Source organism: Kosakonia cowanii JCM 10956 = DSM 18146 (assembly GCF_001975225.1).
GTDB classification, from domain to species: domain Bacteria; phylum Pseudomonadota; class Gammaproteobacteria; order Enterobacterales; family Enterobacteriaceae; genus Kosakonia; species Kosakonia cowanii.
Genome location: NZ_CP019445.1, coordinates 4,510,851 through 4,530,010, shown reverse-complemented (window position 1 = coordinate 4,530,010; position 19,160 = coordinate 4,510,851). Strand labels below are relative to the sequence as shown.

Genomic DNA, 19,160 nt, shown 5'->3' with positions numbered 1-19,160 from the left:
GGGTTACTGTGTTTTGAAGACGGCAACCAGCTGGCGCAGGCGCGCCGCGCGCTCGGCGAGATCGTCTGCCGAAGAGGCTGACTGCTGAACCAGCCCGGCGTTCTGCTGGGTCACCTGATCCATCTGGCTGACCGCGATATTAATCTGCGACACCCCGGAGCTCTGCTCGGCAGAGGAGGCGGAGACTTCGTTGATCAGCATTGAGGTCTGCTCGATTGCGCTGACGCTCTGCTTCACTTTGTCACCGGCGTTTTCCGCCATCTTAATGCCCGACTGCGCGTCGCTTACCGAGTTTTCAATCAGCTCTTTGATCTCTTTCGCTGCCACAGCCGAACGCTGCGCCAGGGCTCTCACCTCAGAGGCGACAACGGCAAACCCTTTACCGTGCTCGCCCGCGCGGGCCGCTTCAACTGCGGCGTTCAGCGCCAGGATATTGGTCTGGAAGGCGATGCCATCAATCACTGCGATGATCTCTTCAATCTGACCGGCGCTGTTACTGATCTTGTGCATCGAGGCCAGCACAGACTCCATCGCTTCGCCGCCAAGCAGCGCGGCATTGGTTGCCGAGCCTGCCATCGACGCGGCATGGCGGGTGTTGTCCGCATTCTGCTGAATAATTGAGGCGAGTTGCTCCATACTGGCGGCAGTCTGCGCCAGCGAAGCGGCCTGCTCCTCGGTGCGCGAGGAGAGATCGCTGTTGCCGCTGGCGATCTCTTCAGAGGAGGTCGCAATGGTCACGGCGTTGTTTTTAATATCATTCACCAGCGATGAGAGGTGTTCGCTCATCTTCATCAGGGACTGCAACAGCGCGCTCATCTCATTACTGCCGGTGACGGCAATACGGGAGGTGAGATCGCCAGTTGCCACTTCCTGCGCGATGCGCGCCGCTTCATTAACCGGGCCGGTAATCGAGCGAATGATAAATACCGTCAGGGTAATACCCAGCAGTGCGCTGAAGATCAGCACCGCCAGCAGGGTGATCTGTGCGCTACGCTGCGCCGAGATCTGTTTAGTTAACTGCTGCGAGAGCTCATCGCTCATGCCGTTACCCAGCACGGTGAAGTTGTTAATGGCTTCGGTAAAGATCGCTACATACTCCGTGGGGGCCATCGCCGGGCGCGAATGGGTAATAAAGATTTCGCGGGCGGTAGAGAGCGCCTGCGCAGCGCCCTGAACGGCACCTTCCGTTTTACGGCCAAACAGATTGCGGATCTCTTCGTTACCGCCCAGGTATTTCTTCATGCCGACGTCAAACAGCTGCAGCGCTTTTTCGCCGTTGCCAATCTGAAATTCCATGCGGGCATTGTCAGTCTCGCTGATGCCATCTTTCTTCGCCAGCAGGGAGGTGCCGCTGGCGCGGATTTGGCCCAGGGTCTCGGTCAGCTCAGGCAGGTGAAAGAGCGCCGCCGTAATCAGTTGCGAGGTATCTAAATCAGGATCCAGCGACAGGCCATAAAAATCCAGCACGTCGATATTGAAGTCCAGCAGGCTGCGGATAAGCACAGCATGGGAGACCAGGCTTTCCGGCGCGGTCAGGCTGCGGCTGTCGATCTGGTTTTGCAGCGCCTGCCACTGCTGATTGACCTTATCGAGCTGCTGTAAAGGGTGTGCCTCCGGGCTTTCAGCGACGATATCTTTTCTGATCTCATCAGCCAGCACGTTGATCTGATCGCGCAGCGCAATACGCGGCGGATAAGCAGGGTTCCCTTGCGTAACTGCAATAGCGGACTCGGCGCGGTGGCGCTGGATCAGGTTAAGCAGCTTTAACAGCTTTTTCTCAACCGGAATCGCTTTCAATTCAACCTGTTTGGCCTGCACTTTCTGGCTGCTTTCATTAACAAATAAAGCAGTCGGCAGTGCAAAGAGGAGAAGCGAAATGATACCCAGCACCATAAACTTCGTGGAGAGGTTAATTTTATTTAATAGGCTTTTCATTTTTACCCTGGTGATTGTAATGTTTTAAATGGCATCAATAAAATGGTTAATGCGCACATGATAAAAATTACCCCCCTGTATTCAGGAGGTTTTAATTTAAAGAAAGCTGGCGACAAAGGAATTATAGATACGCATGGTGAATTGTCCATGAAGTAAATTGTTTAAATTTTCTAATTAAAAGTAATGCTTAATTTAATTTATAATCAATGGCTTACGCGTGTGTAATGCTGGGGTTTTGCTGAAAGTATTCACTTGGCTTAACGGTTTGTTTTTATTTTATAAAAAGCATAAAGTTTTAATTTTTAGCGCCGATAACCACCCCTTTAATTTATTTTTTGTGGATTTGATAATTGAATAATAAGTCGGGTGGTGATTATATTTATGATAATGAGTCGCAATTAAAAAATAAGCTTACGCAAAGTAATGCTATTTAATAATAGTTACTAAATTAATTTCTATATTAGCCACAATGAATTATTGGCTCATTATTAATGTGGTTATAGGGTGTAGAACAGGTTTTATAGAAGTAACTTAATTAAACGCCGCATGATGCGGCGTCATTTAAACGCGCTCCACGACTTCAAATTCTTCCGCCACCAGCTCCATCTCTTCAGAGAAGATCCCGGCTGCGCTGAAAAAGCGCTGATGCTCTTTACGCCAGTATTCGAGGCTTAAGTCGCCTTCACCCTCTTTACGGGCAAACGCTTCGGTGACATCGCAAAAGCGCGTCAGGCGCAGCGAGATGATGCGGATCACGCACACCGGCTCATCCCGGCCGTTGAGAATAATATTGTAACTGCCCAGTTTGGGCGCGGGATCTTCTGCCTGCCAGCAAGCGAATGAACCGCAGGAGGCGGTTTTGATGCCGCTGGCGACTAATGTTGCCAGCTCATCAGCCAGCGCCGGGCTGTCGCCGATCTGCCACGCCTGCGCGCCGGGGTACTTTGCTTTTAATTGTTCGAGGGTGCTCATCATAAAACCTTTTTTACCAATCTGTTAACGGTTGACGATAGCACGTCTTGATGCGCAATGAATGTGCCGAAAATTGGGGGGAGGGGGGCAGGGAACGCGCCGACGGATTAAGCCAGCGCGTTCCGTGAAGAGAGAAGAGTGAAGTTATTTCAGCTCAGCCCAAGAAAATACTGGGCAATTTTGAAGTAGATAATCAGGCCGGTGCCGTCTATCAGCGTGGCAATAAACGGCGCGGAGACCACCGCCGGATCGATACCGACGCGTTTAATCACCATCGGGATCACGGAGGAGACTACCGCGCTCCAGAGCGTAATGCAGAGCAGCGTCAGGCTGACAATTAAGGTGATCTCCGGGCCGATGCCCATCATCCATGCGCGCAGGCATCCGGCAGCGGCAAGGGTGACGGCAATCATCAGCGCGGTAGTCATCTCTTTACGGATCACCCGGCCCATGTCGGCCATCCTCACTTCGCCCAGCGCCATCGCACGCACCAGCGTAGAGGTGATTTGCGTTCCGCTATTCCCCCCCGTACCGATCAGCAGCGGAATGAAGAACGCCAGCGCAATCGCCGATTCCAGCGCCTCTTCAAAGTGCTGGATCACGCTGCTGGTATAGGCTTCTGCGACAAACAGCAGTAACAGCCAGAGCGCGCGTTTTTTCCATAATCCGACCGGGCTTATCTCCAGATACGACTTTTCCAGCGGCAAGGTTGCACCCTGGCGCTGGGCATCCTCTGTCGCTTCATCGGCGAGCAGGTGCGCAATCTCTTTCTCTGCCAGACAACCGACCAGCCTGCCGTGCTCGGTTACCGGGATCAGCGTCATCCCCCGGCTTTCGATCAGCCGGGCGGTTTCATGGCGCGTATCATCAGGCGCGGCGTGAACCAGATCGCTGGTCATTAAAGAGGTGATGGGCTTCGCGACATTCTCCTCCTGCAACAATGCTCTGATGGGCAGAGCGCCGCGCAGCATCGCACCGCATACGATAAACACGTATGTCGGAAAATAGTCATCGCTAATCTGTTGCAGAAATGTCGAGCGACCCTCTTCAACGGTCAGATCGTCAGAGAGTGCAATAAAGTCGGCAGACATATAGTGGGCAAGCTTATCGCCAGCCTGATGCGCCTCTGGATAGTGTGCGCCGTGAGTATAAATATGTGACATACAACGTTCCCTATAGAAAACTGCTTACAGGGCGAACAAAACAGGAAGATATAGAAGAAGATCCCTACGTCCCGGTTTTAGCACTGAGCAACGTATCCGCGATAAACACGCCGGAAGTTACCTTGGCAACACCTTGATTCGATGGATGCCTGTATTTCCCTGTGTGGTCTCTCTCGACACCATCAGGGCGGTAACTTGTTTTTGCTCAGGAGCCTCGCCATAACAAGATCGAACTGCGGGCGGGAGTATACCCCTATATTTAAGGGGGGATAATGTGAACGTGCAGATGATTGAGGGAGCGTTTAAGTTCGCAAAAACGTTCCTGAATGAGGCGATAAATACAAAAAGTTTGCCGTTTGGCTTAAGCGGCTGAAGCCGCGCCACTCAAGCCTTCCGGCTTCTGCAGGCAGCCGTCCAGGTGTGTAAGCGGTTAAAATAATTAAACTTAAACGTTGCCAAAAGAAATTTGCTGTGTCTTAATAGCGCCATCGGTTTGGAAGACAGACCTTATGAAAGCAGTTTTAGTAAAGCAGTCCTCAGTTCAAGAGTTATCCAAAGATACCCTTCTTCGTGAGCCTCCTCCTAAGTGCCAAATAAGATACTCTCTAATTACAGGCCATTATCGCCGCGCTAAGTGGCTCATCTATTAAGGAATTATCTATGTCTAATAAAATGACTGGTTTAGTAAAATGGTTCAACTCTGATAAAGGTTTTGGCTTTATCACTCCGGACGACGGCAGCAAAGATGTATTCGTACACTTCTCTGCAATCCAGAGCGACAACTACAAAACCCTGGATGAAGGTCAGAAAGTTTCCTTCACCATCGAAAACGGCGCTAAAGGCCCTGCAGCTGGCAACGTTACTGCCCTGTAAGCCGCGCTGATTATCAGCAAGCCTTACAACCGCGATGACGGCGATAGCCTGAGCAGTAAGCGCAACTGATAATGAAAAAAACCCGCCATGTGCGGGTTTTTTTACGCCTTCGTTTTACTCAACCTTACTTCTTCTTGCCCAGCATCGACTTTAAATCCGCAAACGGGTTGTAGGTCGCCGCGCCCACATCTTTTTGCGCATCCTCTCCCGCAATCACATTCGTGCCGTACTGATCCGCTTCGGTATATTTCGAGTGCTCATGATCGTGGCAAAACAGACACAACAGCTCCCAGTTGCTGCCATCTTCCGGGTTATTGGTGTGATCGTGATCGATATGATGAACCGTCAATTCACGCAGGTTTGAGTAAACAAACTCCCGCGAGCAGCGCCCGCATACCCACGGATAGATTTTGAGTGCTTTTTCACGATAGCCGCTTTCCAGCCGTGCGTAGTTTTTAGGGATTAAAGCCATTACCGACATTACCTGTTTTTTAGAAGAGGGTATTTGTTGACGCAGGCTAGCCTGCCTGGCCTGCGAGTTCAACCTATTCTCTTCCCCCGCGCGCGATAGCAAAAATCTCAGGCAAGCAGCAGGGGCAGATTAGCGCCTTCCCGGGGGATGAGAAGGCGCTTGCCGTTACTTAAACACTTTCTGCACAAACTCGGCGTAGGCCGGGCGCCAGACATCCATCTCATGATTAAGGCCCGGGTACATTTTGTAGTCGAAATGGACGCCCTTGCTCTCCAACTCCGTTTTCAGACCGGCGATATCCTTGCCGGTAACGGAGTCTTTTTCGCCAACCACCACGGTGAAGTTATGCAACTGCTTATTCACCGCCTGGGCATTATCGAGCTGGCGGGTAATTCCGCTATCCGGCACCGTTGCGGTGGTCACGCCGCTGAAGGTCGCCAGCCAGCCAAAGTGCTCAAGATGGTGCATACCGGAGTAGAGCGCCTGGAATCCGCCCTGCGATAAGCCCGCCAGCGCGCGCCCGTCGGCATCTTTGCGCACGTTAAAGCGGCTATCAATCAGCGGAATAATGTCCTGCATCAGTTCACGGTCAGCGGCCTGCGCATTCAGCGGATAGAACTCCTTACGCCGCTCTTTCGGCGGGAAGTTCTCCGGGATCACCTCAGTAATATCCGTCTCCGTATCCGGCACCACCACCAGCATCGGTTTGATTTTTCCCTCCGCCAGCAGGTTATCCATGATCTGCGGCAGGCGGCCCTGGTCAATCGCCGACAGGCCGGTATCGCCAAAGCCATGATAGAAGTAGAGCACCGGCAGCGGCTCGCCTTTGCCGTCATAACCCGGCGGTGTCCAGACATACATCCGGCGCTCGGCCCCCAGCGCTTTTGCGTGGTAGGTAACCGTGCGCAGATCGCCATGCGCCACCGCGCGATCGTCAAGAATCGAGCCCGGCACCAGAATCAAACTGGTGTTCACCTGGCGCTGCGGTTTCTGAAAACGGCTGCCGGTATCGACCGAGCGGAAACCATCTACGTCGAAGTAATACTCGTAGAGGTTGGGTGTCAGCACCTCGCTTTTCCACGACCAGACGCCACGCTCATCTTTACGCATATCATGTGAAACATAGCTATCCGGGCTGGAGCCGGTTACTACCGAGACGCGTTTTGCACCCGGAGCAAAAAGGCGAAAGGTGACACTCTTATCGGTGTTGAGTTGCGTAATGTAGTGACTGACCGGCACCGATTGATCCGGCGTGACCGGAAGCGGCGCAGCCAACGCGGGTAGCGTCGAGGCGCCGAGCAGGGCGGAAATAGCGAGTGTCAGGCAGGCGAGGTTTCGTTGCATTGTTGATCCTTTTTATCGTTATAAGGCGCGTTCACCGGGCATCAAGCACTAAGCCCGGCGAACATCCGGTAAGGGATAAAAACAATACCATCTCCCGGGGCTGCGAACAGCCCGCTTAATCCGGAATGCAAACCCGGATGCGGTGACCGTCGGGATCGCGGGCGACAAAGGTCCGGCCGAAAACCGCCTGCGCAGGCGGCTGCTCCATCTCAACGCCCAGCGCCAGCCACTGCTGATAAAGCGCATCAACTGCCGCGCTATCCTGCACCATAAAACTCATCTCCATGCGGTTACCTTCGCCACCGGAGAGAAAATCCGCGGCGCGGGTGGACCATAATCCGAGGTTAAGCCCGTTAGTAAATGAGAACGCCGCCCAGGTGGGCAGCACCACATCGGGTGCTTGCTGAAACAGCGTCTGGTAAAAATCGCTGCTGCGTTGTGGGTCGGAAACATACAGGATGAATAAATTCGGTATCATTGGGCACTTCTCTCCTCAAGGTAATGGGGAGATGACTATCGCAGGGAGGAGTGACAAAACATGTCAGCATCAGGACCAGCGCGTGCCGCAAGATTGCTCGCGCTTTTGCAAATCCTTGCCCGCCACCGCTATCCGGTGAGCGGCGCAAGCCTGGCGGAGGAGCTGTCCATCAGCCTGCGCACGCTCTATCGCGATATCGCCTCGCTGCGCGCGCAGGGCGCGGATATTCAGGGCGAAGCGGGCACCGGTTATGTGCTTGCTCCGGGCTATCTTCTGCCGCCAATGATGTTTACCCCGGAGCAGCTGGATGCGCTGGCGCTCGGCCTGCGCTGGGTGGCGACTTATGGCGATGCGGAGATTGGCAAGGCGGCCAACGAGGTGGCGGGCAAAGTAATGCAGAGTATCCCGCCGCCGATGCAATCGCTTTTTGAACACGCCACGCTGCTGGTAGGCAGGGCAGAAACGGCAGTTGAAAGCGAGCACGTTGCCGGGCTGCGTGCTGCCATCCGGCGACAGTTGAAAGTGAGCATTCGCTATACCGACCGCCAGGGAAACACCAGCGAGCGGGTGATCTGGCCTTTCGCCCTCGGCTACTTATCCCGCGATCTGCTGCTCGCCGCATGGTGCGAAACCCGCGGCGATTTTCGCCACTTCGCCGTCGCGCAGATTGAGAGCGTGCAGCAGCTTGCGTGCGCCGCTCCCCATTCGCGCCAGCGCCTGCTGCGCATGTGGCGCGAGGCGGGCCGCGATACGCTTGATGAGATCAGTGGCGCAGCGCCTGCGTTGCGTCTTGATAGTACGCCGTAAGCTTATCGAGAAACTGGCACAGAATATCGTTCATCTCGCGGTAATCATGGGCGCGCAGCGCTTCAGCCGTTTCGACAAAACGGAACTGCGCGGCGCGGCTCAGATCCGCTTCGGAGTGGGCGATAAGCTGCTCGACCACCTCAGGCGTTAGCTCCATATGGCACTGGAAGCCGAACACGCGATCGCTGTAGGCGACAATCTGGCGCGGGCACCCTTCACTGAAGGCGAGCACCTGCGCGTCTGCCGTCAGGCCCGGCATATCGTTATGCCAGTGCCCGACCGCCAGCGTTTCAGGGAAGTGGGAAAACAGCGGGTGATTTTTGCCCGCCGCCGTCAGCGTAATGGGGAATTTACCGATCTCTTTCTCGGGGCTATGCGCGAAAGCTGCGCCCAGCGCCTCGCCAATTAATTGCGATCCCAGGCAGATGCCGATCACCGCTTTTCCGCCCGCGATCGCCGCAGCAATAAGCGCCTGCTCGGCACGGGCATCAAAATGGGGACACTCCGCCTGCGTAGTATCCGGATCCTGAGGCCCACCCATAACAATGAGCAGGTCAAAGGCGTCAGCCGTGGCCGGAAGCGCATCGCCCGCATAGACGCGGGAGTGGCTAACCGGGTAACCGCGCTGCTGCGCCCAGCTTTCATAGGCGCCGGGCGCTTCAAAACTCTCATGAACGATAAAATGAACCCGCATTGATGTTTGCTCCAGATTGCGATGGGGTGATATAACCCGGCCAATCATAAATGCAGGTTTTGAATCTCAAATGCCAAACAGCATAGATAAAGCGCCAAGACATGACGACGCCATTGGCTGGTCAAACCTTGCCAGAGGTTATCAACGCGGAGAGGTCGATCCGCCCCATTACCATCTGGAAGGGCAGTTGCTGTTTGCTACCCGCGGCGTGTTGCTGGTGGAGACCGGCGAGCGCCGCTGGGTGATCCCGCCGCAGCGCGCATTATGGCTGCCGCCGTTACAGGAGCATAGCTATACGCTGCTCTCGCAGACTGACCTGCGCACCCTCTACTTCAGCCGCTCGCTGATTGCGGAATGCAGCAACTTTACCAAGAGCGAATTGGTGCATGTGATTGGCGCGACGCCACTGGTGAAAGAGCTGATTGCGGGGCTGTTCAGCCATGAGTACAAAGCGCCAAGCCAGCGGAGAATGGCGCTGCTGTTGCTGGAGATCCTCAGCGAGACAGAGCAGCTTGCCGCTGAGCTGCCTCTGCCGCAGGACGAACGCCTCGCCCGCGCCGCCAATGAATTACTGCTCGGTCAGCGCTGGGACGCGTCGCTAAGCGATGTGGCCCATATTGCAGCGATGTCGGAACGCACCTTTTCGCGCCAGTTTATCCGCGACACCGGTTTCAGCTTCAGAAGCTGGAAGCAGCGGGCACGCATCTGCGCCTCGCTGGATCTGCTCTCTAACGGCATTCCGGTGAAGCAAGTTGCTTACCAGCTCGGCTTTTCCTGTCCCGCCGCTTTCACCGCGGCCTTCCGGGCGATTCTTGGCGCAACGCCGCACGAGTTTTTGCCCTGATCTGCTTGCCGTTACTCTCTACCCGCTTCTTGCTGTTGTTGGGCATAAACCACCAGCCGCAGGTGGCGATCTTCGTCGATAATCAGCGTGGTGTGCTCGAATGGCACGGAATGCTGATCAATCCAAAAATGGCGCACGCCGTTGCACGGGGCGTGGACATCATGCTGCCGCCACCAGCCGCTGAACTCAGGCGACACGCGCTCCAGCTCCTCTACCAGTTCGACAATATCGGTGCTCTGGCTGGCGCGAGCGAAGTCGCGGCGAAAGCTCGACAGCATCAGCGGAGCCTGCTTATGCCAGGCGACAAAACGCTCCTGCAGCAGCGGATCGGTGAACAGCAGCCAGAGCAAGTTACGCCGCTCGGGCGCGTGGCGACTGAAGCCGAAAAGCGCGTCTGCCGGGGCGTTAAAGCCCAGCACATCCCAGCGCAGGTTGAGCACAAAGGCGGGATGGGGGAGATCGTGCATCAGGCGGCGCACCAGCGGCGGCAGTACGCACCAGGTTTTGCCCGGTTCGGCCGGTGGGCGCGCGTGGGTGAGCATAAAGAGATGACGGCGCTCGGCCGCATCGAGTTTCAGCACCCGCGCGAGGTTGTCGAGAAACTGCGCCGAGACGCCAATATCGCGCCCCTGTTCAAGCCAGGTGTACCAGGTTAAACCGACCCCGGCCAGCGCCGCTACCTCTTCGCGCCGCAGCCCCGGCGTACGGCGTCGGTTGCCGCTCGGCAGGCCGACATCGGCGGGGGACAGGCGCTGGCGGTGCGCGCGTAAAAAGGCCGCCAGATCGGGGCGGGTTCGTTCCAGAGTTCGCATCTCGGCTCTCGTTGCTAAAAGTAATAGTATAAATGGTTAAATTGTAACGGCTTAATGAAGCAGGGAGAATCGTCGCACACTCCGCTGATAATGGAAATGCGTTATGAAATCCTCATCTTGTGCTGCGATCCCCTGCGATCGCACTCCCGCCGCCGCACCGCCGTGGGCAGGCTTAGCCGTGCTGCTGCTGGCAGGCTTTGTCACCATTTTCGATCTCTTTGTGGTGAACGTCGCCATCCCGAGTATGCAGAGCGGGCTGGGTGCCAGCTTTGCGCAAATCAGCTTTATCGTCGCAGGCTACGAGCTTGCCTTTGGCGTATTGCTGATCACCGGCGGGCGGCTTGGCGATCGCTTTGGTCGCCGTCGCCTCTTTGTCTTAGGTATGGCGGGCTTTACCCTCGCCTCGGCACTCTGTGGCCTGGCACCAGGCAGCGAGACGCTGATCGCCGCCCGCGTGTTGCAGGGGCTCGCAGCGGCGCTGCTCTTTCCGCAGGTCTACGCCTCGATTCGCGTTAACTTTGACGGTAGCGACCGACGCCGCGCATTTGGCCTGCTCGGCATGACGCTGGGGCTGGCGGCGATTGCCGGGCAAGTGTTGGGGGGAGCATTGATTCACGCCGATCTCTTTGACCTGGGCTGGCGCACTATCTTTCTGATTAACATCCCGGTTGGCGTGATTGCCATCGTTGCGGCTCGCGCTATTCCCGAATCTTTCGCGCCGCAAAAACCGCTGCTCGACGGGCGCGGCGTGCTGCTAATTAGCACCGCGCTCGCACTGTTACTGGTGCCGTTGATCGAGGGCCAACCCAGGGCTGGCCCGCGTGGACGCTCTGCTCACTGGGTGCGGCAGTGGTGCTGTTAGTGATCTTTTATCGCCAGCAGGAGCAGCGTCGGATTGCAGGCTTATGGCCGCTGGTGGATATGCGTTTGCTGGCGCAACGCCATGTCGCGCTCGGCGTAATGCTGGTGCTGCTGGTCTACTCCACCTCCAGCTCCTTCTTTCTCTGCTTTGCTCTGCTGGTGCAAAACGGGTTTGGGCTGGACCCGTTACAGGCAGGGCTGATTTTTGCACCCTGTAGCGTCGGTTTTGTGCTGGCATCACTCGCCGCACCGAGGCTGGCGGCGCGCTGGGGGATCCGGGCGATTATCGGCGGGGCGCTGATCTATGCGCTATTTATTGCCGCGCTGATTGCCCAGGTGGCGATGGCGGGGGCGCAGCTGAACCCCGTTACCCTGATCCCGGTGCTGGTGATTGTCGGCGCCGGGCAGGGGCGATCATGACGCCGCTGCTCAATCTGGTGCTCGGCTACGTTGACGAAGCGCAATCCGGCATGGCGTCCGGCATCATCTCCACCGTCCAGCAGGTCGGTGCCGCGCTGGGCGTGGCGGTAGTGGCGATGCTGTTCAATGCCGCCCTGAGCGATGCCGGGTCAGTTGCGCAGGCGGGGCAGTACGCATCGGCGTTTGTCGCGGGCATGCTCTGTAATCTGGCCGTCTCGGTGGCGATCTGCCTGCTGTTACTGGCGCTGGGCACGCAGCGGCGGGCAGTGTAGGGCAGCCCGCCGGGGCGAGTGCATCACGCTTTCTCCTGCCGCTCTTTTTGCACTTTGCGCAGCAGCAGCCACATTCTCACCGTGCGCACCGCCACATTGCGCGCGGCGGCGCTGGGCGGCAGCGGATCGGGGAGGGGGCGTGGTGGGAGAATTTAAACGGCGCGCTGCCGTTGAGGGTCAGGTTGGCGACAATTGCCGTCAGCGTGCCGATGGTGATGCCGCTATGCAGAAACAGCTGCACCGTCGGCGGAAACTGGGTAAACAGCGTCGGCACCAGCACCGGCATCATCCCCAGCCCGAGCGTCAGCGCCACCACCATGCCGTTATTGTTGTTGCGATAATCGACCTGCCCGAGGGTGCGAATGCCCGAGACGGCAACCATGCCGAACATCACAATCCCCGCGCCGCCCAGCACCGGTTTGGGGATTAACACCACCAGCGCCGCCAGTTTGGCAAACAGCCCCATCAGCATCAAAATCACGCCCGACATGGCGACGACAAAACGGCTGCGCACACCGGTGAGGCCGATAAGCCCGACGTTTTGCGCAAAGGCGGCATAGGGGAAGAGGTTAAACAGCCCGCAGATCATGGTTGCCAGCCCGCAGGTGTTAAGGCCGTTACGCAGCATCCGCGCATCGACGTTTTTACCGACAATATCGCCGGTCGCCATCATCGACGACATGGTTTCCACCATCACCACCACCATTACCATCGACAGCAGGGCGACGGGCAGCAGGTGAAACTCCGGTTTCGCAAACGGCAACGCCTGCGGCAGATGCAGCCAGGGCGTCGCCTGCACCAGCTGAAAATCGAGCGGTTTAAACACACTCCACAGTAGCGTGCCGACCACTAGTCCAATCAGCACCGAGGTGTTTTTAATCACCCCGGAGGCAAAGGTGTAGATATTGAGGATCACCACCAGCGTCACGGCGGCCATCAGGAGCGAAATCAGGTCGCCAAAGCCGTGCATATCGCTTGCGCCGCCGCCGACCCAGCCACCGGCGACGGGGAGAATCGACAGGCCGATAAGCGTGACGATACTGCCCATCACCACTCTGGGGAAAAAGCGGATCAGCTTACTGATCCACGGTGCGCAGCAGAGGATAAAGATCCCCGAGATAATCACCGCCCCGGAGATGCCGCCGAGGCCATACTCCTTACCAATCAGCACCATCGGGATCAGCGCGGCGAAGGTGCAGCCCTGGATCAACGGCAGCCGACAGCCAAGCCACTGCGTCACCCCCAGCGACTGCATCAGCGTTGCGCCGCCGCAAATAAACAGATCGGCGCTGATAAGCAAAATAATCTGTTCCGCAGGCAGCCCGACCGCGTTGCCCACCACTAGCGGCACCGCCACCGCACCGGCATACATCACCAACACGTGTTGCAGGCCATAAAAAAACATCTGCGTAACGGGCAGAACCTCATCAACGGATGCGGCCGAAGCCGCCATAGCACTCTCTTTCATGAGTTCTCTCTCCTGTGCGGATCGGGCAAACCACTCAACCCTACCGTGTAGCGCCTGCCCGCCCGGCTTGCACCCACGGGCGGGCTGGCGGGGTCAGTTCAGGGCATCCATCCTTGCCCACAGCCGTTTCGCCACCGCCTGCGCCTCGGCAAACAGCGGCGCGCAGTCGAGGGTAAAGCGGCGATCCTGGTAAATCATCCTGCCGTTCACCATCACGCTGTGCACGCTGTTGGAACTGAGGCCAAACGCCAGATGCCCGGCGACATTCGCATCAACCAGCGGCGTCGGCGGCAGATAGTCGCAGATGGTCAAATCCGCTTTATACCCCGCCTCGATACGGCCAAAGCGGGCGTTAAAGTTGCGGTTCAGCACCTCATTGCCGTTATAGAGCGCGCGGGCAAAGCTGTCGGGCCACAGCGCGCCGCCCGCATCGCGGTGCTTGAAGAAGGCGAACTTTAGCTCTTCAAACATATCGGAGCCGATGCCGTCAGTGCCGAGCGCAAAATGGCGGAACTGCGCCAGCCGGTGGTTATAGCCGACGTGGTTATTCATGTTTGAACGGGCGTTATGGATCAGAAAACCGTCGTGGGCATTGAGCAGCGAGATATCGATATCGGAGAGATAGAGCCCGTGGGCGACAAGGGTTTTGTCATCAAGCAGGTCATACGCTGCCAGCCGCTCTAGCGGATCTTTTCCGTAGTGGTGATGGCTATGGGCGACATCATAGCGATCCTCGGCGACATGAATATGCAGCCCGCGCCCGGTCGCTTTTCGCGCCTCACTGAGCATCACCAGCCCTTCGTGCGGCACGGTGAAGGGCGCATGCGCGCCAATACAGGCCTCGACCAGATAAGGTTCCTGCTCTCTTTGCCGCGCGGCGTCGATCTCTTTGGCAAAGCGGATATTCTCCTCCACGCCTTTACACACCTCGCGCAGCCCCCCGTTGCGGTCGGTGGTCTCAAAGCAGGTCATACCGCGCAACCCGACGGTAAGAAAAGCGCGGCGCAGCTGGCTGAGCGAACCAGCGATATACCCCGGCGAAGCGTGATGATCGATAACCGTAGTGCAGCCGCTGCGCACCGCTTCCAGCGCACAGATAAGCGCGCTGTAGTAGAGCGACTCGGCATCGATGGCGCGGTCGAGCCGCCACCAGAGGTTTTTCAGCGTCGAGATAAAATCGGGGCTGGGGGCGATTTTCGCCTGAATCCCGCGCGATAAACCGGAGTAGAAGTGGTTATGGGCGCAGACCAGGCCGGGCATCACCAGCCGACCCTGCATCTCAATCACCTTCGCGCCCATATAGCGCTCCTCCAGCCCGCTGTCGACCGCGAGGATCAGATCATCTTTAATTGCGATATCGACCTGCTGCCACACTTTCGCCGGGAAGAGCTGCGCGGCGGTGGCATTTTTCAGGATGGTGAGACTCATTGTTCTACCTCGCTAAGCAGATAGTGATAGTGCTCATGGATGTGGCCGATAATGCGGCACATCGCCTCCAGCTGCGGCGGCACATGGCCGAAATGGCCATCCGCATCGATATCCAACTGCCACTGCTGGTTATGCTGGCGGATATAGACGCGCTGGTTGTCGATGAAAAAGCCGGGATTGTGGCTAGTGAGGAAATCCTCTTCGAGGCTGAAGAGGGTCACTTTGTCCTGATAGGGCTTGCCCTGCCATGGGCAGAACTGCGCGCAGTTGCCGCACTCGTTGCACCAGGCATCCAGATGCAGGGTCTGGAAACGGTTGTTGAAGCCGGGGATCGGCAGCGAGATATTCGCCCGGTTCGGGCAGACATCGACACATTTGCTGCAAATGTAGTTGCAGGCCAGGCAACGGCTCGCCTCCTGGGCGACAAAGCTCTCCCGATCCGCCTTATCCGCCTGCGCCAGGGCGATGTCGCCTTTGCGCTGGTAAATCTCCGCCGGATCGACATTGCTCCAGTATTTGCTCTGTTGATGGCTGGCGAGACTTTCGCGTGCGAGGATCGCCTCCGCTGCCTGCCGGGCATTGCCGATGGCAGCGACAATCGACGCCGGGCCATTTTGCACATCGCCAATTAAAAAGACGTTGGCGAGGCGCGTTTCACCCTCGGCATTGACCGCCACGCGGCCCTTTTCATCAACGGGCAGGCCGAATGCCGCCAGCGCCGCGTTATCCTGCTGCTCGCCGATGGCGGTAATGACACTATCGACCTGCATGGTGCGCGTTTTGTCTGTGGCCAGCGGCTGGCGTCGCCCTGTGGCATCGGCCTCACCGAGCTGCATTACGCGCAGCGTCAACGTGCCGTCTGGCGCAAACTGCTCCGGGTTGCTCAGCCACGCAAACTCCACCCCTGCACGGCGCGCCTCTTCATACTCTTCGCGCCAGGCGGGCATCTCTTTGCGCGAGCGACGGTAAACCACGGTGGCACGCTCAACGCCCGGTATGCGCAGCGCCGCGCGGGCGCAATCCATCGCCGTGTTGCCTGCGCCGATAATCGCCACATGTTTACCGGGCTGCAAAGGCTCGCCGCGATGAAAGGCGCGCAAAAACGCCAGCGAGGCGTGAATATTCGGGTTATCGCCGCCCAGCGCCACCGCGTGGCTTTTATCCGCGCCGGTCGCCACCAGCACATAGTGAAAACCCTGCTTTTGTAACTGCCCGATGGTCAGGTGCGGATCGCAGCCATAGACGATCTTCACGCCGTGCTGCACCACGAAATCAATATCGTGCTCAATCAGCTCCGGCGGAATACGAAATGGCGGAATGATATTTTTCACCACGCCACCGGCGCTGGCTTCGCGCTCAAACAGCGTCACCGGATGCCCGGCACGGGCGAGAAAGTAGCCGGCCGCCAGCCCGGCAGGCCCGGCACCGATCACCGCTACCGGATGGCGCGAGCCGGAGCCTGCCGGTTTATACCAGCGGCGTTGGTACGCTTCCCACCCCTTTTCCAGCGCGACCTTCTTCAGCTCACGAATATTCACCGCGCTCTCATAATCCAGCCGCGTGCAGTTGTACTGACACTGGTGATCGCAGATATGCCCCGTCATGGCCGGGAGCGCATTGCGCTGGTAAATCAACGCCAGCGCATCGGCGTAGCGGCCCTCGCCAAGCAGGCGAATATACTCCGGGATATCCTGTTTGATGGCGCAGGCGTTAACGCATGGCGCAACATAGCAGTCGGTGGCGGGCAGCGGGCTGGCGACCTCGATGCGATCGTCCGGCTTCCACCCTTTCTGCGTGTACTCCATGGTGATGGCGCGTTCGGCCAACGCATCGAGCCGCGCGACATCAATAGCGGTCATCTCCCAGCCCTGCGCCTGCTCCAGCTCGCGCAGGCAGGCGGTGAGGCGCAGATAGCCGCCCGGTTTCAGCAGATCCGTTGCCAGTGTGATTGGGCGAATGCCGGTCTCGAAGATATCGCGGATGGTGAGCTGGCTGGCACCGCCGGAGTAGGAGATCGGCAGCTTGCCATCGAAGGCGCGAGAGAGCCGGGCGGCAACATTGATGGCGAGCGGGAAGAGGGCGCGCCCGGACATATACATCTCGCCGCCCGGTAACACGCCGCGGGTATTGACTGTGCCGAGGGTGTTGGTCAGCTTGACGCCGAAGCCGCGCTGCTGTTCGACTGCCAGCGCCATCAGCCGCGTCAGCATCGCCACCGCCGGGGCAAGCTGTAAGTCGTGGGCGAAGGACTCTTCATTAAGCACAATCTCCTCAAAGCCGCAGCGGTCGAGGATCTCGCGTACGCGCCCGTAGCCCAGCAGGGTCGGGTTGAGTTTGACGAAGGTGTTGAGCCGCTTCTCCACCAGCATATAGCGGCAGATGGCTTCAATCTCATCCGGCGGGCAGCCATGCATGGTGGAGAGCGTGACACCCTGCACCAGCGTGGCGGGAATGCGCTCCGAGAGCGATTGCAGCCTGGCCGAGCGGGCATGATTCGGCAGGCGGGCGAGAAAGTCGGCGTTATTCAGGCAGTGATGCAGGGTGGTGCGATAGAGGTGAAATTTTGGCTCCGCCGAGGCATCCATCATGCGGGCGATAAAGGTCTGCATCGGCGGCTGCTTGATGCCTTCAAGGTTGTAGCCGACGCTCATATTGAAAATAAACGATTTCTCTTCTGTTCTCGGCGTCTGCGGGAACACCGCATCAAGCAGATGCAGCACAAACCAGGCTTTCAGGTACTCATCCCAGGCCTTTGCCAGGGTGAACTCCGTCGACCACTCGGTATTAAAACCGGCATCTGCGGCATCAATACAGGGCTTTTCAATCTCAAGGCGATCGAGGATCTGCACGGTTTTTAATTCGATAAAACGCCCGCCCGTCAGCCAGGCGGTAATAATATTTTGCGCCAGCTGTGTATGCGGTCCGGCGGCGGGGCCAAGCGGGGTGGCGCAGGTTTCGCCAAATACCGTAATGGGCCGCGAACGATCGGCTGAATAGAATTGTTGTTCAGGAATGCCAAATATTGACCGCTGGCTCTGATACTCCGCAAAAATACGCGTCAGCAGCGCCTCAAACGGCACGGGGCGCATAATATCTCCCATAACCCTCTCCTCTGGCTTATTCAGATAAACGACATTGCCGCACTATTTTTCATCGCAGCGGCGAGGGGAGAGAAAGCAACAATCACACCACTCCTGGTTTAAGTGGTTGAAAGAGCATGAAAGTGTGAGGTGTATCTAAAGTCCTGGCGGTTGGGTTTATTTCGAGGGTGAGTATCAGGCAATCCTCAGGTCAGCGTGATTTTTATTTTCTCAAAAACCGCAGAGAAACTATCAGAGTGATAATTTCCCGCCCGCCGCTGCGTATTAGCGTGGTTATTACTGATTAGTCTTCAGGCAAATATCAGGTTCGTTTACGACGCGGCTCACGCTTTAAAAAATAAAACGGCAGACGAGTATAAATATTGCATTACTCAAAGGTGAAAAAGCGTGCCACGCGCGGACTAAATAACCTTGAGGATGTTATGACGATTTTTGCAGAAGCAGCAAAACTTGAAGAGCAGAACCGGCCTTTTGCCCTGGCGCAGATTATTGACAGCCGTGGGTCAGCCCCCCGGCACACTGCGCAGATGTTGATTCGCGATGACGGCACGATCATCGGCACCATCGGCGGCGGCGTGATTGAGCGCCACGTTATTAACGAGGCGCTGGAGGCGCTGCGGGAGAAAACCGCCCGCGTCTTTCATGGCCGTATGGCGCGCAGCGGGCAAAATGCGGTCGGCTCGGACTGCGGCGGCGCAATGACGGTACATATCAGCGTGCATGGCCTGCGCCCCCGGCTGGTGCTGGTTGGCGCAGGCCACGTTAACCGCGCAATGGCGCACGCTGCGGTGCCGCTCGGGTTTGATATCGCCGTTGGCGACACCTATCTTCAGAGCCTTACCTCTGATGCTTTTCTCCCTTCCATTCGCTTGGTGTATGGGCAAACTTTCGTCGAGGTGATCGACAACCTCGCAATTCAGCCGCAGGACTACGTGCTGATCGCCACCCATAACCAGGATCGCGAGGCGCTGGAGCTGCTGATTGACCAGCCGGTGGCGTGGCTCGGGCTACTGTCGAGCCGGCGTAAGGTGCAATCCTTTCTGCGCCAGATGCGCGATGCGGGCGTCAGCGACAGCGCGCTTGCCCGCCTGCGCGCGCCGGTAGGGTATGACATTGGCGCCGAGACGCCGCAGGAGATTGCCATCAGCGTGCTGGCGGAGATCCTGCAGGTGAAAAACCGCGCGGCGGGCGGGCTGCTCGGCCTCAATACGCCCGC

Annotated in this window: 13 protein-coding genes, 3 pseudogenes and 1 riboswitch; of the genes and pseudogenes, 5 read left to right on the top strand and 11 right to left on the bottom strand. The window is 57.6% G+C overall.

Translation table 11 applies throughout. The features are described from left to right. Positions 1-3: 3 nt before the first annotated feature. From BWI95_RS21430 to BWI95_RS21420, 3 genes are all read right to left on the bottom strand, one after another. A complete protein-coding gene (locus tag BWI95_RS21430) occupies positions 4-1,935 on the bottom strand; it encodes a methyl-accepting chemotaxis protein (RefSeq protein ID WP_076770218.1) in 1,932 nt (643 codons plus the stop codon). Between the two features lie 561 nt (positions 1,936-2,496). Then, positions 2,497-2,907 (bottom strand): ASCH domain-containing protein, encoded by a 411-nt coding sequence (locus BWI95_RS21425; RefSeq protein ID WP_076770217.1) that lies wholly within the window; start codon positions 2,905-2,907, stop codon positions 2,497-2,499. A gap of 149 nt (positions 2,908-3,056) precedes the next feature. Continuing rightward, positions 3,057-4,070: a magnesium transporter gene (locus BWI95_RS21420; protein ID WP_076770216.1), complete on the bottom strand. Its 1,014-nt coding sequence runs from the start codon at positions 4,068-4,070 to the stop codon at positions 3,057-3,059. Positions 4,071-4,125: 55 nt separating this feature from the next. Beyond that, positions 4,126-4,304: riboswitch (M-box (ykoK) riboswitch) on the bottom strand. A 426-nt stretch (positions 4,305-4,730) separates the two neighbouring features. On the opposite strand from BWI95_RS21420, the gene cspE reads away from it, so the two are divergent. Beyond that, complete coding sequence (cspE, locus tag BWI95_RS21415; protein WP_042716246.1) at positions 4,731-4,943, top strand: transcription antiterminator/RNA stability regulator CspE; 213 nt, start codon at positions 4,731-4,733, stop codon at positions 4,941-4,943. Between the two features lie 124 nt (positions 4,944-5,067). Here cspE and yajD read toward each other — a convergent pair whose 3' ends face one another. From yajD to BWI95_RS21400, 3 genes are all read right to left on the bottom strand, one after another. After that, positions 5,068-5,415, bottom strand: coding sequence for an HNH nuclease YajD (gene yajD / locus BWI95_RS21410; protein WP_023479696.1), 348 nt, complete (start codon positions 5,413-5,415; stop codon positions 5,068-5,070). Positions 5,416-5,580: 165 nt separating this feature from the next. Continuing rightward, a complete protein-coding gene (locus tag BWI95_RS21405) occupies positions 5,581-6,759 on the bottom strand; it encodes an alpha/beta hydrolase-fold protein (RefSeq protein ID WP_076770214.1) in 1,179 nt (392 codons plus the stop codon). Positions 6,760-6,874: 115 nt separating this feature from the next. After that, positions 6,875-7,237 (bottom strand): VOC family protein, encoded by a 363-nt coding sequence (locus BWI95_RS21400; protein WP_054803818.1) that lies wholly within the window; start codon positions 7,235-7,237, stop codon positions 6,875-6,877. A gap of 60 nt (positions 7,238-7,297) precedes the next feature. On the opposite strand from BWI95_RS21400, the gene BWI95_RS21395 reads away from it, so the two are divergent. Next, a complete protein-coding gene (locus tag BWI95_RS21395) occupies positions 7,298-8,044 on the top strand; it encodes a helix-turn-helix transcriptional regulator (protein WP_054803817.1) in 747 nt (248 codons plus the stop codon). On the opposite strand, the gene BWI95_RS21390 is transcribed toward BWI95_RS21395, so the two are convergent. After that, positions 8,001-8,738, bottom strand: coding sequence for a type 1 glutamine amidotransferase (locus BWI95_RS21390; protein ID WP_054803816.1), 738 nt, complete (start codon positions 8,736-8,738; stop codon positions 8,001-8,003). The genes BWI95_RS21395 and BWI95_RS21390 overlap by 44 nt on opposite strands. A 70-nt stretch (positions 8,739-8,808) precedes the next feature. Between BWI95_RS21390 and BWI95_RS21385 the strand changes: the two genes are divergently transcribed. Further along, positions 8,809-9,582: an AraC family transcriptional regulator gene (locus BWI95_RS21385; protein ID WP_054803815.1), complete on the top strand. Its 774-nt coding sequence runs from the start codon at positions 8,809-8,811 to the stop codon at positions 9,580-9,582. Positions 9,583-9,593: 11 nt separating this feature from the next. On the opposite strand, the gene BWI95_RS21380 is transcribed toward BWI95_RS21385, so the two are convergent. Continuing rightward, a complete protein-coding gene (locus tag BWI95_RS21380; protein ID WP_076770213.1) occupies positions 9,594-10,394 on the bottom strand; it encodes a helix-turn-helix transcriptional regulator in 801 nt (266 codons plus the stop codon). Positions 10,395-10,497: 103 nt separating this feature from the next. Here BWI95_RS21380 and BWI95_RS21375 point away from each other — a divergent pair. Further along, a pseudogene (locus BWI95_RS21375) lies at positions 10,498-11,947 on the top strand (MFS transporter). Between the two features lie 23 nt (positions 11,948-11,970). On the opposite strand, the pseudogene BWI95_RS21370 reads toward BWI95_RS21375, so the two are convergent. The 3 genes and pseudogenes from BWI95_RS21370 to ygfK form a co-directional block, all read right to left on the bottom strand. Then, positions 11,971-13,415 (bottom strand): annotated as a pseudogene (locus BWI95_RS21370) (nucleobase:cation symporter-2 family protein). A 93-nt stretch (positions 13,416-13,508) separates the two neighbouring features. Next, positions 13,509-14,843 carry a putative aminohydrolase SsnA gene (gene ssnA / locus BWI95_RS21365; RefSeq protein ID WP_076770212.1) on the bottom strand — a complete coding sequence of 445 codons (1,335 nt, stop codon included), beginning with the start codon at positions 14,841-14,843 and terminating at the stop codon, positions 13,509-13,511. After that, complete coding sequence (gene ygfK / locus BWI95_RS21360) at positions 14,840-17,944, bottom strand: putative selenate reductase subunit YgfK (protein ID WP_076770211.1); 3,105 nt, start codon at positions 17,942-17,944, stop codon at positions 14,840-14,842. The genes ssnA and ygfK overlap by 4 nt, the downstream gene beginning before the upstream one ends. Positions 17,945-18,366: 422 nt before the next feature. Here ygfK and BWI95_RS21355 point away from each other — a divergent pair. Then, positions 18,367-19,143 (top strand): annotated as a pseudogene (locus BWI95_RS21355) (XdhC family protein); the annotation flags it as partial. Positions 19,144-19,160: the final 17 nt, after the last annotated feature.